Origin of the sequence: Variovorax sp. YR216 (assembly GCF_900107745.1) — a bacterium.
Classification (GTDB): domain Bacteria; phylum Pseudomonadota; class Gammaproteobacteria; order Burkholderiales; family Burkholderiaceae_C; genus Variovorax.
In genome coordinates this window covers 42,467-57,155 of sequence record NZ_FNRO01000023.1, presented here as the reverse complement: position 1 = coordinate 57,155, position 14,689 = coordinate 42,467, and the positions used below count along the sequence as shown (strand labels likewise).

The window sequence follows — 14,689 nt, the reverse complement described above, 5'->3', positions numbered from 1 at the left end:
ACGACCACCATCCACGAGGAGACACATTTGAAAAGAACCCATCGAAAGATTTCCGCGGCCCGGCAGGTCGCGTTGGCGGCCCTCGCGTCCCTTTCGGGCGTGCACGCATCCGCCTTCGAGTTCGACACGGGCAACCCCGATCTGAGCGTGCGTTGGGACAACACCTTCAAGTACAGCGCCGGATGGAGATTGAAGGACCAGGATCCTGCCCTGTTGCGAGGGCCGAACACGGACGATGGGGACAGAAACTTCAACAAGGGCCTCATCTCGAATCGTCTGGACGTCCTGACCGAGCTCGATGCCGTCTACGCCAGGCGCTACGGATTTCGCTACAGCGCCGCCGGCTGGTACGACTCCGTCTACAACCACACCAACGACAACCCGGGATTCGCAGGCGGCGCCTTTCCCAACCAGATCTCGGTGCCCTACAACGAATTCACAGGCGCCACCCGGGATATTCACGGACGCAAGGCTGAAACCCTCGATGCCTTCGCGTTCGCGGGCTTCGACCTCGGGAGCACCAGCGGGACGGTGCGCCTGGGACAGCACAGCCTCGTGTGGGGCGAGAGCCTGTTCTTCGGTGCAAACGCCATCGCCGGCGGAATGAACTCCGTCGATGTGATCAAGCTCACTTCGGTCCCGAACACCCAGTTCAAGGAGGCCATCCGGCCGATCCCGCAGTTGTCGGGACAGTTGCAGTTCACACCCAATGTCTCGGTGGGCGCCTACTACCAGTTCAAGTGGCAGGCCAATCGCCTGCCGGCCGTGGGCAGCTATTTCTCCGGCATCGACACGAATCCCGAAGGCGGGGAACGCCTCCTGCTGGCGGGACCGGGAAGTCCGTTTGCATTCAACGCGCCACGTTTGGCCGATCAGTTGGCGAAAGACAGCGGCCAGGGCGGCTTGCAGCTTCGGCTTCGCTCCGACGAAACCGACTACGGCGTCTACCTGATCCGCTTCCACGAGAAGACGCAGCAGCAAGTCATCGCCGTCGGCCTCGTTCCCTCCGCTTTCGGAGGCGTGATTCCCGGGCCGTACGGCTATCGCCTCGTCTACCCCGAAGACATCACCGCGCTCGGTGCCAGCGCATCGCGCACTTTCGGCGATGTCAACGTCGCCATCGAGGGCTCGATCCGCCACAACCAGGATCTGGCGAGCACCAGCGGCGCAGTGGACACGTCCTTCTTCGGCGGGCCGCCGAACAACAACAGCAGCAATCCGGCCTACGCGGTGGGTCGAACCGCGCACGTCAACCTGAACGCCATCTGGACGGTGCCTCGCACCGCGCTCTTCAACGAAGCGAGCTTCATGGGCGAAGTCGCCTGGAATCGCGTGCTGTCGGTCACGAAGAACCCTGGCGCGGTGGATGCGAACTCGACGCGCGACGCGGTCTCCCTGCGCATGCAGTTCGAGCCGCAGTACCGGCAGGTCCTCTCGGGCCTGGATCTCGGTGTTCCGATCGGGGTCGGCTACACCCCGAACGGCTCGCGATCGCGCGCGTTGGGCATTGCCATGCCGCCGGACGGCGGCGGGGACTTCACCCTGGGAGTGAACGGCACCTACCTGGGAGTTTGGAAGTTCACCGCCGCCTATACGCACTACTTCGGCCCCAAGGACACCCTGCTGGACGCCAACAACAACTTCTCTTACCGACAGTACCTGAGCGACCGGGACTTCTTCGCGTTGTCCGTGAGCCGCACGTTCTGAGATCCGACATCCAGGAGATTTCGACATGACGATGAAGACCATCCAGTACAGCGCGATCGTGCTTGCCGCGCTTGTTGCTTGCGGCGCTGCACACGCTGGCGTCAGCGCAGCGGAGGCCGCCAGGCTCAAAGGGGACGAGCTGACGCCGCTCGGCGCCGAGAAAGCGGGCAATCAAGCGGGAACCATCCCGGCATGGAACGGCGGCTTGACCACGCCCACACCGGGCTTCCAGAACGGAGGACGCCGGCCCGATCCCTTCGCATCCGAGAAGCCAACCCTTCAGATCACTGCGAAGAACATGGACCAATATGCCGACAAGCTGACGGACGGCACCAAGGCCATGCTGAAGAAGTATCCGGACAGCTACCGCATCGATGTCTATCCGACGCATCGGACCGCGGCCGCGCCGCAGTGGGTCTACGACAACACGTTCCAGAACGCCACCCGCGCGTCCGTTCAGGAAACACCTGCAGGGCCGATCACGAAGGGCGCGTATGGCGGGATTCCGTTCCCCATTCCCAAGAACGGGGACGAAGTCATGCTCAACACGCAAGTGCGGTGGCGCGGCTCCGCGTGGAACCAGCAGAGTACCGGCTACCAGGTCACGGCCGACGGAAGGCCGGTGCTCGTGCACCAGGTCAACGTGGACAACGTCGCCCCGTATTACTTCCGCGACGGCAAGGCCGAGAACTTCGATGGGGCCTACTGGATGGTCCGGGTGAGCACCTCCGCCCCGGCCATCCGGGCGGGCGAGGCGATTCTCGGGCACCTGCTCATCGACGAGAGCAAGACTGCGACATGGGTGTATCTCACCGGCCAGAGGCGCGTGCGCAAGCTGCCCAATTCCTGCTGCGACACGCCCCACCCCACCTCCGCCGGCATCGTGACGTTCGACGAGATCGAGACGTTCGCAACCCGGCTGGAGCGCTACGACTGGAAGCTGGTCGGCAAGAAGGAGATGTACATCCCGTACAACTCCAACCGGATTCTTCTTCCGACGAAGGACACCGACGTGTTGGGGCCGAATCATCTCCAGCCTGATCACGTCCGCTGGGAACTGCATCGCGTGTGGGTCGTCGAGGCGGCATTGAAGCCAGGCCAGCGACATACCTCGCCGAAGAGTCGCTACTACGTGGATGAGGACAGCTGGTGGCCCGTGCTCGCGGATCGCTGGGATGCCAATGGACAGCTCTGGCGCATGCCGTTCTCGATCCCGGTCGCGATGCCGGATCTCCCCGGCGTCGTCGGCACTGCCTGGGGGACCTACGACTTGCTCTCCGGCACCTACTTCGTCGCGGAGCTCATGAATTCCGCGAAGGAACAGTACCGGCTGCTGCCCGATGGCTTGCCGGAGAAGCACTTTTCACCCGATGCACTGGCAGGCGACGGCGTGCGCTAGGCATTGACGCGACAATCAATACGAACCGACTCGAAATCAAGGCAAATGAAAGGAATCCAGGCGTGACTACCGAAGCAACCATTGAACAGCGGCCCGAGAAGCCTCGCACGCTTCATCGGCCCGTGAGGCGTATCGTCACCGGCGAGAACGCGCAGGGCAAGTCCGTGTTCGTCTCCGACGGGCCCACGCCGAATCACACCACGGACCCTGGCTCCCCTGTGGCCCAGGTGGTCTGGGTGTCCGGAGAGGCAGCCGCGGCCGGAGACGATCCCGCACCTGCGGGCAAGGCATTCGGCTTTCACTCCAAGGGAGGGTCCCTGCTGCGCGTCGTCGACTTTCCACCGGACGAGTCCTACGACACGAAGGAGTTGGCGCGCTTCCTGGACGACCACGGCGTGCGCGACAAGAGCGACGCGCGGCACTTCTGGTTTCACAAGACCGAGTCGCTGGACTACGCCATCGTCCTCGAAGGCGAGATCTACGCGATGATGGACGAGGGAGAGACGCTGATGCGTCCCGGGGACATCCTCATTCAACGCGCAACCAACCATAGCTGGTCGAATCGTTCAGGAAAGCCCTGCAGAATGGCCTTTGTCCTGCTCGATCTGGAACTGGGCGCCTGAAGGCAGAGCGGCTTGCTGCCGAAGCCGCTCGGTGCATCTTCAGCCGGCGGGCAGCAAGGTACCGTCCACCAGCGCGTCGTAGTCGGTGTCGGCCCCGGGCAGACCGACCCGGCGGCGCTGCTCGATCAGCAGCTTCACTCCCGCCACGTCCGGACGCAGCGTCGAAGGGGTGGCACGCAGCATCGCTTCAACGGCCGGCGGCGGAAAGCCGGCCTGCGTCAGGGCCTCCCGCGCAGAACCGGGGTCGTTGCCCATCCGCTCGCGAGCGCCATCGAGTCCGTCCAGCCAAATCGTCAACGTCGGCCGCAAGCGCTCCAGCGAACCGGCACGTGCAACGAGACCTTGCCCGGGGAACGCCGGATAGCGTTCCTGCACGCTGGCGATTCGGCGAAGGCCTGCCTGCAGTGCCATGACGTCGAACGGCGGGCCGAGAAGCGTGGCATCGCCCCGCCCCGCAACCAATGCGTCGAAGCGCTCCTTGACGCCGCCCACGGGTTGCAGTGCGTAGTCTTCCGGACCGACGCCTTCTTCAGCAAGCATGGCCCGCAACGCCACGATGAAGCCGTTGCGGGGCGCGTCGACCAGGATGGTGGAGCCGCGCAGCGCCTCGAGATTCCGGCGGCCTGTTTGGCCGACCAGTGTCAGCGTTGTGGTCTGCTCCATCTGAGCGACGATCCGGAAGTCACCGGGCCCCTGCCGCAGGTTCCAGTCCATCACGTTGTCCATGGCGGTCACCACCGCATCGACGCGGCCAGTGGCGAGCGCTTCGAACTGGGCGTCGGACGAAGGGTTGCGCTCGGCTTGGAGTTCCACGCCCGGCGCGAGCCTCAGCGACTCCGCGACGACCGCGACGGGGGATGGAACGAACCAGAGAACTCGAAGTGTGTGCATTTTGAAGAGGGAGAAAGGGTGATGGAGTGCGGGTTTGTTCGATCTCGTCTCAGATGTCCAGCACGAGCTCGTCATCGAGAGCGCGCGAGACGCAAGGAATGATGGAGGAGTTGCCTGCTCTCTCTTCATCACTCAGGACGAAGTCACGATGATCGGCCCTGCCCCCGATCAGCGGGGTCTCACACGTACGGCACAAGCCCTCACGGCAGGAGCAGGGCAATGCGATCCCGTTGTCTTCCAGCGTCTGAAGGATCGAGCGCCCGCCCGGCACCATGAAGGTGCCGCCTGTGCGCTTGAGAGTGACTCGGAACGCTCCATCTGCATTTGCGTTCGCGCGTGCGCCCTCGGCCGAGAAGCGTTCGAAGTGCACTGCTTTCGAGGGATGTTCCGCGGCGGAGGCGGCGGCCTCCACTGCGTTCATCAGAGGTGCAGGGCCGCAGCAGTAGATGTGTGCGGTGCGCGAGACCGAGCGAATAAAGCCGGAGACGTCGGCGGGGCCACCCTGCTCTTCGTCGACATGCAACTGCACCTGGGCATGATGCTCCGCCAGCCGCCAGAGGTAGGCAGCACGCGCACGAGTGCGCACGCAATAGAGAAGCCGCCAACGCTCCCCCTTGGACCTGCATGCCTCGATCATGCTCATGATCGGGGTGATCCCGATACCTCCGGCAATGAAGACGTGCTCGTCAGCTTCGGCATTCAGACTGAAAAGAGAGCGTGGCGCACTGATCTGTATCTGGTCGCCTGCGCGCAACTGCTGATGTACATGGCGTGAGCCTCCGCGCGATTCAGGTGCAAGTCCCACGCCAAGGCAGTACCGCTCTTGCTCGCTCGGAGCATTGGTAAGGGAGTACTGTCGGCACAAGCCACCCGGCAGATGCAAATCGATGTGCGAACCTGCCGTGAAGGCAGGAAGCGTCCCATCCGCAGCGGCACGCAATTCAATGCCGAGTACCCCCTCCGCCTCATGCGTGAGGCGGGACACAACCACATTCAACATGGTCAGGCGGGCTGTCGATGTACTGCAATCGGCTGTGCGACGTCACCCGCCGCCGCGGCCGCCGTCTCTGCCGCTTCCTGTTCGAGTCGTCGGGCCACGACCCATCGAAACTGAGACAGCGCTGCGTCCATCGCAAACGGTGTCATCTTGAATTCAGGGTCCAGCGAGAGGTTCTTGTGCTGCGCCGTAATGATGGCTCGGTCTTCCTCGAACGCGGTCACGACGTTCTGGTGGATCGACTTCGTCACTTCGGGCTTGTCGATCGAGAAATTGTGCGGATGGGAGAAGAAGTAGTGCGTGGAATTTTCCGTCTCAGGCGTGATCGCCTGGCAGCCGCGAAACTCCACCGCATCGACACGCCGCCCTTCGGGAGCACCGGTCCCCGCCGGCGCGTTGCCTGAGTCCATGAGAAGGACGGCCGGAATCGTGAAGTTGTAGATGTTCCAGCGATCCACCTTGCCGGTCCAATCCTTTACCGCCTTCACGAACGGAGGTGGTTCGGTGTTCAAGGCCCAGCGCGTGATCCGCACGCCGTCCTCGAGTCGCTCGACCTTCGGTGGGTGCTCGGCATAGTCCGCGCCGCCACCCAAAGTCGTTGGATGCACGAACGGCAGATGCGAGAAGTCCAGCAGGTTGTCGCAGATCAGAAGGTAGTTGACGTCGTAGTGGATGTAGCCATCCAGACCTCGCCAGTCAGGATGGTCGAGCCATGGCGTTTCCGGGATCAGCGTGGGATCAGCTTTCGCGGGATCACCCATCCAGATCCAAATCCAACGGTGCTGCTCGACTACCGGATAGGTTCGAACCTTGGCCTGTGGCGAGATTCGGGTCTGTGCAGGCGCCTCGATGCACTGGCCGGCAGCGTCGAACTTAAGACCGTGGTACATGCAGCGCACGCAGTCGCCTTCACGCCTACCGACCGAAAGAGGCGCGCCTCGGTGGCAGCACCGGTCGGCCATGGCAACCAATTTGCCGTCGGCCGTGCGATACATGAGGATGGGCACGCCGATGATCGTGCGCGCGAAGAGTCCGTCGGTTGTGACTTCGTGGTCCCAGGCAGCTACGTACCAGGTGTTCTTGATAAACATTGCTTGTCTCCTACGGTGCGCCACATTTGCGCACGCGTGGGATAACGATACGATCGGACTCGAAATAAGTCAACCTCATGTCACTCATACCAAGAATGAGCGATACTCATGAAGATCAACGGGCAACCCTCCCTATGAGCAACGAAACGCGCCTCAGGCAACTGGACCTCAACTTGCTCACAATCTTCGACGCACTGCTGCGCGAAAAGAGCGTGACGCGCGCAGCCGAAGGCGTCGGCGTCACCCAAAGCGCCCTGAGCCACGCCTTGAATCGACTGCGCGATTTCTTCGATGACCCGCTGTTCGTCAAGGGGCCGGAAGGGATGGTCCCCACTCGCAAGGCAGAAGCACTGAAGCCTGCCGTGGTCGATGTCGTGGCTGCCATCAGGCAGCGCATCTTGTCCGAGGCGGCATTCGATCCGGCAGCGTCGCGCCGGATCTTTACGCTTTGCATGACGGACATGGGCGAGCTCGTGTTCCTGCCCCCATTGCTCAACCAGTTCAGAGCGCTCGCTCCGAATTGCCGAGTACGCACGTTACAGGTTCCGTCCGAGCAGATTGAAGGCCTTCTCTCCTCGGGCGAGGCGGACCTGGCGCTCGGATCCATTCGAACCGCGCCAGAGGGGCTGTATCGACAGCGGCTGTTCATGCACTCGCTCGTCACGATCGTGAGCGCCCAAAACCGCCAAGTCGGGCAGCGACTGACGCTCAAACAATTCGAGCAAATGCCACACGTCGCAGTGTCGCTCTCCGGCCGACCTGGAGACGCGTACGACAGCGCCCTCGAGGAGCAAGGCATCAAGCGAACAATCTTCTTGGCCACGCCCCACTTCCTGACGGTGCCACATTTGTTGGAGCAGCAACCGGATCTAATCGCGACGGTGCCTCTCGAATTGGCCAACGTCTTTCAACGCTACGGCACCGTTCGCGTCGTGCAGCCGCCAGTGGAACTTGCCCCATACGCTCTAAACCAGCATTGGCATCCACGCTTCCACCATGATCCCGCAGTCGTGTGGATTCGTGAGTTGGTCAAGCGTACCTTCGAGGGCTACCCGGAACACGGACGTAGCCGATAGGACAGGTCGGCTCGAATCGGCTCGCGCCTCGAGACGAGCCGATGCGCACCAGTGGCAAAACGTCAGGAAGTGAGTTCCAGCTTGATCCCGGAGCGCTTCACCACCGGAATCCACTTTGAGCGCTCGGATTGAATGTACGCGGTGAATTGCGCCGGTGTGCTCCCGACCGGCTCGCCGCCATAGTCGCGGTACCGCTCGGCCACTTCCGGCCTGTGCGCCACGGTGGCACAGGCAGAGGCCAACTTCTCAATGATCGGCTTCGGCGTCCCAGCCGGCGCGAGCAGGCCGAACCAGGTCGATGCATCGTAGTCGGCAATGCCGAGTTCCTGAAACGTGGGAACGTTCGGCAGTAGCGGATGTCGGCTGGTCCCCGTAACAGCCAGCGCTTTCAGCTTTCCCGCCCTAATGTTGCTCATAGAGGCGGCAAGTGCATCAAACATCACCTGCGTCTCCCCTCCCAACAGTGCGGTGTAGGGACTGGTCGTGTTGTACGGAACGAACTTGTACGTCGTACCCGTCAGTGCTCCAAACCACTCACCCAGCAGGTGCTGGAATGTCCCGATTCCGACCGTCCCTGCATTAATGGACCCTGGCTTGGCCTTGGCCAAGGCAATGAGTTCTGCGGCATTCGACGCTGGCAGGCTCGGGTGCGCAACCACAACGCTGCGAAGTGTCGTTAGCTGGCTAATCGCATCGAAATCCGTGGGCTTGTAGGGGATGTGCGTGTACAGCTCGGACATGTAGCAGAGCGAGCTAGGAATCCCCATGAGCAAGGTGTAGCCATCGGGGGCAGCCTTCGCGGCCAACGAGGTGCCGATCGTCGTCGCACCACCAGGACGGTTGTCTACGATGACGCTCTGACCAAGAACGCCCGTCAAGCCGGCGGCCCAAAATCGGGTATCAGCATCCAAGCCCGACCCCGGCGGATTCGCAACGATGATGCGAATCGGCTTGGTGGGATAGTCTTGGGCAAGCGCGCTCTTGGCCAGCCCCGCCGTCAACATGGCAGCGCCAGCACCCAACGCCTGCCTTCTCGTAATCGCCATGACCTCGTCTCCGTTTGCGGGCTCTCGGTGAACCTCGCAGTTTGAAATATTCAATACTAGACGACCCGTATTGCAATTAACCTATGGAAAGCCCCAATGGTGGATGGATAGCGCGATTGGGAGTTGGATTGACCCGTAGGCCGAGGAGGCCGGTTGCCGATAGCCCGGCACGCCCTCGCTGCTGCAGCGCACTAGCCTGGATCACCCCCGAGCGTTTGGCCGTTGTCGAGGATTCGTTCCAGGAACCCGCGCAGTTCCCCGACCTCTGAGTCGTCGAAACCTCGAAGGAGTTCCGCCTGAATTTGCTGAAGTTCGGGAGCGAGCCGCTTGGCGGATTCCCTCCCGCGCTCTGTAAGCATGACATTGACCACCCGACGGTCCGCAGGTGCACGAAGACGTTGGCAGAGACCCTGTCGCACTAGGCGATCGAGCATTCGGGTCATGCCAGCAGGGTCGGTCTCGCATAGCCTGGCCAGTTCCGCGACCTGGAGCGGCCCGCGAAGAAACAGATAGTGCAGGAGACGCCATTGCGTTCCAGTCGGCCCGCCCGCTTGCCGCAGGCGCGCGTCAAGGGTGGTGCGGGTGAGCACGAGGATCCGCCGGATCAGGTATGCAAAGCTATCGTCGATCCGGTATTCCGATGGCTGGTAGATCGAGCCCAACGAGCTGTTCAAGATGTTTAACCTCACTTTTGGCAATTGAGCGCACCGGCTTGAGAACGATCCGCGGAGCGCAACCGTTCCCACGATGGGAACGCCTGCTTCGAAGGCGATTCTGGAGCGCCGGTGGCCAAGCCTAGGACGATCGCATTTTGCCGCACTGCACAAGATCCTTGAGAACGAGTGGCTTCAACGCCGAGCATGGTCGCCGAGCCGCGTCTGCAGGAAGTCGAGCAAGGCCTTTTGCGCAGCACTGTTGTGGCGCCGTTGTGCGTAAGCGGCCGACAACCACATGTCCTTTCGGCTGAACATTTCGAGTGCCGGCACCAGTTCTCCTCGTTCAAGCTGCAGCTGAACAAGCAAGGACTGGAGCGTAGATCACACCAAATCCCCGCAAGGCGACCTGAATCAACGGGTGCACCTCCGTGGCCTCCATCACACTGCGAACTGACACATTCACAGTTTCACCCTCACTCTCAAATCGCCAGACCGAACTCAAGCCTTGGCGCAGGAGAGTCAGCGCATCGTGCTTGCGCAGATCGTCAGGAACTAGAGGCATGCCGCGCTTCTTCCAGTACCCAGGCGACGCGCACACAACCATCGGCATCTGCAACAGGCGACGAACGATGACGTTCTCGTCCAGTATGGGACCGAAGCGCAGTTGAACGTCGATCGCATCGCCGACCAAGTCAACCTCGTTGACCAGGTGCAATGAAAGGCTCACCTCAGGGTAGTAGCCCATGAAATCGGCCAATAGGTTCGGGAACGTGCCATTCGCCATTGCATATGGAGCTGCGATTCGCAGGCGCCCTTTTGGCTTGTTGGCGCGAGCAGTCAATTCCGCCTGCGTGAGCTCAATCAGCTCCCGCATGGGAGCACTTCGTTCCAAAAGAACCTGTCCCGCATCAGTGAGACTGACTGATCGGGTCGACCTATTGAGCAGGCGCACGCCCAAGCGAGCCTCCAACTCGGCCACATACTTGCTGACCGTAGCCTTGGATACCCCAAGCTTCTTTGCGGCACTCGAAAAACTGCCTCGAACCGCAATCTCCCGAAATACCCGTATCAACTCGAGGCTGTCCACACGTCCTCGCTCTTCAATCTGACCGTCCTTGCCGTTGCCAAGCGGATGCCTCCCACCGCAGTGCGCGATCGTCTTGCTCCAACGAGAGGCGACATCCGGCTTAGGAATCGCCTCGACGCGTCGTCAACGCTGCAGAGCACCGTGCAATCTCGGCGTTTCCCCCTAGCGCGGGCGTGCCACCACTCCATTGATGTCTGTAGTCGTCATACGTTTCGATACGACTCGTCTCCTAACTATTCTACCGAAGCCGATTTGCTTCGGTCTACCCAAAGGAGCACCAGCGCTTCGCGAATGCGCCAAAGCGCCAAAGCGCCAAAGCACCGACTATCGTCTCGAGGCTCAAACAAGGATTCTCTGTTTCGTCTCCCATGGACTCGAATGTGTTCCTGCGCCTAGCGAAGGATGCGGCGGTGGAAGATGCGAACATGTACCGCGCCGCCGGCATCCGGATGGACTGACCATCAGCAAGAGCGGGGGATCTCTCTCCATTTAGATCAGCGGTCTTGTCGCGCGTCACGAGCCGCGCTTCCGGCGCGAACTCGGGCGGCAGGCCACAACGGTCTACGCGCTTCCGCGAGTGACGATTTCAAAGCCCAGGTCGACGCATCGAGACTCCGGCTCGCGATCCGAAAGCCGTGTAAGAAGCATCTGCCCAGCCCGCTCCCCCATCTCGGCGCGACGGATTCGAATCGAGGACAACTGAGGCGCGGCGGCTCTCGCCATGGGCTGATCCCCGAAGCCAAGGACCGCGAGCTTGTTTGGCACCGGCCAACCCAGACGGTGACATTCGAAGAGCACAGCGGCAGCAAGATGGTCGTTGTTGCAGAACACGCCATCGAGGTCCGACTGACGAGCGACAAGCTGCTGGAGTCTTGCCGCCGCCTGATCCATCTGAGCCGGCGGCCGGATCAATTCGGCGGCGACGCTCAAAACACCCAATTTCGTAGCTTCGTCCTTGAAGCCTTCAAGGCGGCGGCGGGAGCGATCCTCCTCAGCACCGATAAAGCCAAGCGAGGTGCAGCCACGCTCGATGAGATGTCGCGCCGCATGCCGGCCGGCGTCGCGGTTGGAAAAGCCTACCACCATGTCAATGAGAGCTCCGCCGGCATCCGGTAGGTCCCAGGTCTGCACGACTGGAATGGCGGTGCGCTTCAGGCGCGCGATAAGCGCGGCGTTCTGGTTGCATCCGGTCAGCACCAGTCCGTCGACGCGGCGACCCAGGAACGCGTCGACCAGCGCGGCTTCGTCGGCGGCACGGTAGGCGCTCTGGCCGATCAGCAGTTGGTGGCCGGCTTCGGCCAGCGTCTGCGCGAGCGCCTCGATGGTTTCCGAGAACACTGCATTGGAAATCGTCGGCACCACCGCGGCGACGATGCGCGATCGGCTCGACGCCAGGCTGCCCGCGGTGAGGTTGGGCACATAGCCGAGCCGTTCGATCGCGGCTCGGACCACCGCCAGCGTTTCAGGCGCGAGCTTGTCCGGCGCGTTGACCGCCCGCGACACCGTGACCAGCGACACCCCCGCGGCCTGCGCGACGTCGATCATGCGCGCGCGGGAGATGGAGGCGGAAGCGTCGGTCATCGAAACGGGAATATAGCTCGATCGGAGGTGTTCCAGCCGACTCAAATGGAAGCGTTTTCATTCGCATTCATCGGGTTTTGGTGGAAACCCTAAGCCGCTTCGACATCCGGATTCCCATTCGTCGGGACGAATGACCTGTGCCCGGACCACAGGTGAATAGCAACCTCGTGCAAGAAACTGAAAATGGAAGCGCTTTCATCGCTTGCCATTCGAACAGGAGACTTCAACCATGAACCGACGACTGCTCTGCGCCGCCGCCCTTTTGCCTGCCCTCTTTGCGCTGGGGGCATCCGCGCAGAGCGCGAGCGACTATCCGACCCGGCCGGTGAAGATCATCGTGCCCTTCCCCGCCGGCGGCACCAGCGACATCATGGGGCGGCTCATCGCCGACGAACTCGGCAAGCAGCTCAAGCAGCCTTTCATCGTCGACAACCGGGGAGGTGCCGGCGGCGCGATCGGCACGGATCTGGCCGCCAAGGCGGCGCCCGACGGCTACACGCTGCTGCTCTCAGGCATCGGGACCAACGCGGTCATCCACGGCTTCCCGGCACCCAAGCCTGGCTATGCGGAGTCCGACTTCGTCCACATCTCGCAGCTGGCGGCGGGGCCGAACGTGCTCGTTGTAAATCCGAACTTCCCGGCGAAGAACTTCAAGGAGTTCATCGCGTGGGTGAAGGCCAATCCAGGCAAGTTCAGCTTCGGGCAAGTGACCGCGTCGTCGGGCCATCTCACCACCGAATACCTCAAGCAGAGCGCGGGACTGGACATGGTCGGCATACCGTACAAAGGTGGAGCCCCTGCTCTCAATGATGTGCTGGCCAACCAGATTCCAGGCATGTTCACAAACCAGGATGTCGTGTTGCCCCACGTCAAGGCCGGCAAGCTCCGCGCCCTGGTCGTGACAAGTCCGCAGCGCAACCCGCTGTACCCCGACGTGCCCACGGTGGCCGAGTCAGGGTACCCGGGCTTCAGTGCGGTGTCCTGGACCGGCCTCTCCGCGCCCAAGGGCACGCCGCAGGCGGTCATCGACAAGCTGCAGGCAGCGATGACCAAGGCGTTTGCCGAACCTGCCGCGCGCGCCAGGCTGGAGAGCACCGGATTCGTCGTCACCATCTCCAATCCGCCGGACTACACCCGCTTCGTGAACAGCGAATTGGCACGCTGGTCCGAGGTCATCCGCGTGGGCGGCCTCAAGGCTGAATGAGCCGCGCCACGTCATCCTCACTCACTTCATCTACAAGGACATTCCAAATGCAAGCCGTCGAATCGAACATCGTCTCCTACGCCAAGGTGGGTGCAGACGCCCGCACCGCTGCCGACACCGGCGACCGCATCGAGTGGATCAAGCTGTCGCTGACCTACCTGCCGCTGGCCACGCCGGTCAGCGACGCCAAGGTGCTCACCGGCCGCCAGAAGCCGCTGACCGAGATCGCCTTCATCTTCGCGGAGATCCGCACGCGCGACGGCCACGAAGGCATCGGCTTCGGCTATTCGAAGCGCGCCGGCGGCCCGGGCATGTACGCGCACGCGAAGGAGCTCGCGCCGAACCTGATCGGCGAAGACCCCAACGACATCTCGCGCCTCTTCACCAAGCTGCTGTGGGCCGGCGCGAGCATGGGCCGCAGCGGCCTCACCACGCAGGCCATTGCGCCCTTCGACATCGCGCTGTGGGACATGAAGGCCAAGCGCGCTGGCCTGCCGCTCGCAAAGCTGCTGGGCGCGCAGCGCGATTCTGTGCAGTGCTACAACACCTCGGGCGGCTACCTGCACACACCGCTGGACCAGGTGCTCAAGAACGTCGCGATCTCGCGCGAAAGCGGCATCGGCGGCATCAAGCTCAAGGTGGGCCAGCCGGACCTGTCGATCGACATCGAACGCGTGCGTGCAGTGCGCAAGCTGCTCGGCGACGGTTTCCCGCTGATGGTCGATGCGAACCAGCAGTGGGACCGGCAGAAGGCCACGCGCGCCTGCCGCGCCTTCGAGGAGTTCGACCTCACCTGGATCGAGGAGCCGCTCGACGCGCATGACTTCGAAGGCCACGGCCAGCTCGCCGAGCGCTTCGACACCGCGATCGCGACCGGGGAGATGCTCACCTCCTTCGACGAGCACGCGCAGCTCATCCTCGCAGGCACCGACTTCATCCAGCCCGATGCGCCGCGCGTCGGCGGCATCACGCCCTTCCTGAAGATCATGGCGCTCGGCGAGTTCAAGCAGCGCAAGCTCGCGCCGCACTTCGCGATGGAGATCCACCTGCACCTCGCGGCCGCCTACGGCATCGAACCGTGGCTCGAGCATTTCGAATGGCTCGGGCCGCTGTTCAACGAGCAGATGCACCTCAAGGACGGGCGCATGTACGTATCGGACCGTCCCGGCCTCGGCTTCACACTGAGTGAACAAGCCCGGCGCTGGACGCCCGACACCGAAGAGTTCGGCAAGCGGCCCTGAATGCTCAGACAGTCCCGCCATCTGGTACGGATCGGCGACGCTTGCCGCGAAGTGACGACCTGCGAGACGAGGGATTTCCGACAATTCTTC

General features: G+C 62.6%; 13 protein-coding genes. 6 read left to right on the top strand and 7 right to left on the bottom strand.

The genetic code is table 11. The annotated features are described in order from the left end of the window. The first annotated feature begins 27 nt into the window (after nt 1-27). The 3 genes from BLW05_RS31905 (at nt 28) to BLW05_RS31895 (ending at nt 3,729) form a co-directional block, all read left to right on the top strand. On the top strand, nt 28-1,707 hold the full coding sequence (locus BLW05_RS31905; RefSeq protein ID WP_093168354.1) for a DUF1302 domain-containing protein: 1,680 nt from the start codon (nt 28-30) through the stop codon (nt 1,705-1,707). Nucleotides 1,708-1,732: 25 nt separating this feature from the next. After that, nucleotides 1,733-3,106, top strand: coding sequence for a DUF1329 domain-containing protein (locus BLW05_RS31900; protein WP_093168352.1), 1,374 nt, complete (start codon nt 1,733-1,735; stop codon nt 3,104-3,106). A 62-nt stretch (nt 3,107-3,168) separates the two neighbouring features. Then, the gene (locus BLW05_RS31895; protein ID WP_218135259.1) at nt 3,169-3,729 is read left to right on the top strand and encodes a cupin domain-containing protein; all 561 of its coding nucleotides are present in this window, start codon (nt 3,169-3,171) and stop codon (nt 3,727-3,729) included. 39 nt (nt 3,730-3,768) lie between these two features. On the opposite strand, the gene BLW05_RS31890 is transcribed toward BLW05_RS31895, so the two are convergent. The 3 genes from BLW05_RS31890 to BLW05_RS31880 form a co-directional block, all read right to left on the bottom strand. Continuing rightward, complete coding sequence (locus BLW05_RS31890) at nt 3,769-4,542, bottom strand: ABC transporter substrate-binding protein (protein WP_256330589.1); 774 nt, start codon at nt 4,540-4,542, stop codon at nt 3,769-3,771. A gap of 127 nt (nt 4,543-4,669) precedes the next feature. After that, nucleotides 4,670-5,605: a PDR/VanB family oxidoreductase gene (locus BLW05_RS31885; RefSeq protein WP_371127001.1), complete on the bottom strand. Its 936-nt coding sequence runs from the start codon at nt 5,603-5,605 to the stop codon at nt 4,670-4,672. 17 nt (nt 5,606-5,622) lie between these two features. Beyond that, nucleotides 5,623-6,708 carry an aromatic ring-hydroxylating dioxygenase subunit alpha gene (locus tag BLW05_RS31880; RefSeq protein WP_093168346.1) on the bottom strand — a complete coding sequence of 362 codons (1,086 nt, stop codon included), beginning with the start codon at nt 6,706-6,708 and terminating at the stop codon, nt 5,623-5,625. 134 nt (nt 6,709-6,842) lie between these two features. Here BLW05_RS31880 and BLW05_RS31875 point away from each other — a divergent pair, with 134 nt between their 5' ends. Then, on the top strand, nt 6,843-7,784 hold the full coding sequence (locus BLW05_RS31875; RefSeq protein ID WP_093168345.1) for a LysR family transcriptional regulator: 942 nt from the start codon (nt 6,843-6,845) through the stop codon (nt 7,782-7,784). Nucleotides 7,785-7,846: 62 nt separating this feature from the next. Here the strand turns inward: BLW05_RS31875 and BLW05_RS31870 are convergent, their stop codons facing one another. The 4 genes from BLW05_RS31870 to BLW05_RS31855 form a co-directional block, all read right to left on the bottom strand. After that, a complete protein-coding gene (locus BLW05_RS31870) occupies nt 7,847-8,830 on the bottom strand; it encodes a Bug family tripartite tricarboxylate transporter substrate binding protein (RefSeq protein WP_093168343.1) in 984 nt (327 codons plus the stop codon). Between the two features lie 191 nt (nt 8,831-9,021). Continuing rightward, nucleotides 9,022-9,504 (bottom strand): MarR family winged helix-turn-helix transcriptional regulator, encoded by a 483-nt coding sequence (locus tag BLW05_RS31865; RefSeq protein WP_177142899.1) that lies wholly within the window; start codon nt 9,502-9,504, stop codon nt 9,022-9,024. Between the two features lie 325 nt (nt 9,505-9,829). Beyond that, nucleotides 9,830-10,573, bottom strand: coding sequence for a LysR family transcriptional regulator (locus BLW05_RS31860; RefSeq protein ID WP_371127000.1), 744 nt, complete (start codon nt 10,571-10,573; stop codon nt 9,830-9,832). 561 nt (nt 10,574-11,134) lie between these two features. Continuing rightward, nucleotides 11,135-12,154 (bottom strand): LacI family DNA-binding transcriptional regulator, encoded by a 1,020-nt coding sequence (locus BLW05_RS31855; RefSeq protein WP_093168339.1) that lies wholly within the window; start codon nt 12,152-12,154, stop codon nt 11,135-11,137. A 229-nt stretch (nt 12,155-12,383) separates the two neighbouring features. On the opposite strand from BLW05_RS31855, the gene BLW05_RS31850 reads away from it, so the two are divergent. Beyond that, nucleotides 12,384-13,358 (top strand): Bug family tripartite tricarboxylate transporter substrate binding protein, encoded by a 975-nt coding sequence (locus tag BLW05_RS31850; protein ID WP_093168337.1) that lies wholly within the window; start codon nt 12,384-12,386, stop codon nt 13,356-13,358. 47 nt (nt 13,359-13,405) lie between these two features. Next, the gene (locus BLW05_RS31845; protein WP_093168335.1) at nt 13,406-14,599 is read left to right on the top strand and encodes an L-talarate/galactarate dehydratase; all 1,194 of its coding nucleotides are present in this window, start codon (nt 13,406-13,408) and stop codon (nt 14,597-14,599) included. Nucleotides 14,600-14,689: the final 90 nt, after the last annotated feature.

Coding starts and splice junctions, on each gene's coding strand:
- BLW05_RS31900 (WP_093168352.1), top strand. CDS start 1,733: ATGACGATGAAGACCATCCAGTACAGCGCGATCGTGCTTGCCGCGCTT.
- BLW05_RS31880 (WP_093168346.1), bottom strand. CDS start 6,708: ATGTTTATCAAGAACACCTGGTACGTAGCTGCCTGGGACCACGAAGTC.
- BLW05_RS31875 (WP_093168345.1), top strand. CDS start 6,843: ATGAGCAACGAAACGCGCCTCAGGCAACTGGACCTCAACTTGCTCACA.
- BLW05_RS31870 (WP_093168343.1), bottom strand. CDS start 8,830: ATGGCGATTACGAGAAGGCAGGCGTTGGGTGCTGGCGCTGCCATGTTG.
- BLW05_RS31855 (WP_093168339.1), bottom strand. CDS start 12,154: ATGACCGACGCTTCCGCCTCCATCTCCCGCGCGCGCATGATCGACGTC.
- BLW05_RS31850 (WP_093168337.1), top strand. CDS start 12,384: ATGAACCGACGACTGCTCTGCGCCGCCGCCCTTTTGCCTGCCCTCTTT.
- BLW05_RS31845 (WP_093168335.1), top strand. CDS start 13,406: ATGCAAGCCGTCGAATCGAACATCGTCTCCTACGCCAAGGTGGGTGCA.